Source organism: Limnofasciculus baicalensis BBK-W-15 (genome assembly GCF_024178385.1).
Lineage (GTDB): Bacteria > Cyanobacteriota > Cyanobacteriia > Cyanobacteriales > Coleofasciculaceae > Limnofasciculus > Limnofasciculus baicalensis.
Genome location: NZ_JAMZMM010000714.1, coordinates 1 through 1,310, shown reverse-complemented (window position 1 = coordinate 1,310; position 1,310 = coordinate 1). Strand labels below are relative to the sequence as shown.

Annotated in this window: 1 protein-coding gene; it reads left to right on the top strand. The window is 44.5% G+C overall.

The window, feature by feature from the left end; all coding sequences use genetic code 11:
• The first annotated feature begins 206 nt into the window (after positions 1-206).
• Complete coding sequence (gene gmd, locus NJ959_RS29665) at positions 207-1,280, top strand: GDP-mannose 4,6-dehydratase (protein ID WP_254015352.1); 1,074 nt, start codon at positions 207-209, stop codon at positions 1,278-1,280.
• The last annotated feature ends 30 nt before the right edge of the window (positions 1,281-1,310 follow it).

Below are 1,310 nucleotides of genomic sequence, written 5' to 3'. Positions count from 1 at the left end.
GAGCTAGGGAGCGGGGGAGCGGAGGAGTGGGGGAGCAATTTACCTCTAGCCTCTAGCCTCTAACCTCTAGCCTCTTTTAAACTTAGAGCCATTCGGAAAATTTTAGGTTAACTTAGGAATGATTTGCCCAGATTTGCGGTATTTACTTTCAAAAGGCAGGGAGTGACTGCCATTAGTTCCCATATTAGTCAGAGGAAAATTTCAGGATGACGGAATCCAAGCGAGCTTTAATTACAGGAATTACAGGTCAAGACGGTTCTTACTTAAGTGAGTTATTACTAGAAAAAGGCTATGAGGTTCACGGGATTATCCGACGCACCTCCACATTTAACACTGACCGCATCGATCATATCTATGAAGACCCTCATCAACAAGGAGTAAAGTTACTCCTGCACTATGGTGATTTGACTGATGGTGTGACGTTACGTCGCATTTTAGAAGAAGTTAAGCCGATTGAAATTTATAATTTAGGTGCGCAATCCCATGTTCGGGTGAGTTTTGATTCCCCAGAATATACCGCAGACACTGTGGGAATGGGGACGCTGCGCTTGTTGGAAGCGATTCGGGATTATCGACAGCGCACTGGGATTGATGTGCGTTTCTATCAGGCGGGTTCTTCTGAAATGTTCGGGAAAGTTATGGAAATCCCTCAGAAGGAAACTACTCCTTTTTATCCCCGCAGTCCCTACGCTTGTGCTAAGGTTTATGCTCACTGGCAAACGGTGAATCATCGCGAGTCTTACGGGATGTTTACTAGTAATGGGATACTGTTTAACCACGAATCTCCCCGTCGTGGAGAGACTTTTGTCACCCGCAAGATTACCCGCGCATTAGCACGAATTGTGGGCGGATATCAGAAGAAACTCTACCTCGGTAATTTGGAATCTAAGCGCGATTGGGGATATGCTAAGGACTACGTGAAGGCCATGTGGCTAATGCTCCAACAAGAAAAAGCGGATGATTATGTGGTAGCTACAGGAGAAACTCATTCAATTGAGGAATTTTTGGATATTTCCTTTAATTATGTGAATCTCAATTGGCGCGATTATGTGGCTTTTGATGAGCGCTATCTCCGTCCGGCTGAAGTTGACTTACTAATTGGCGATCCAACAAAAGCTAAAGACAAGCTGGGTTGGGAACCTTCTGTGACTTTTGAAGAATTAGTCAAGTTAATGGTAGATGGTGATTTGCGATCGCTGAATTTGTCTTGTCCCAGCAGTAGTACTTCAGAAGTAGATAAATTCTCAATCCATGGTAACTCTCGCAATACGGTAGATTGATCTCTTTTGGGAGTGGGGAGTGGGGAATGG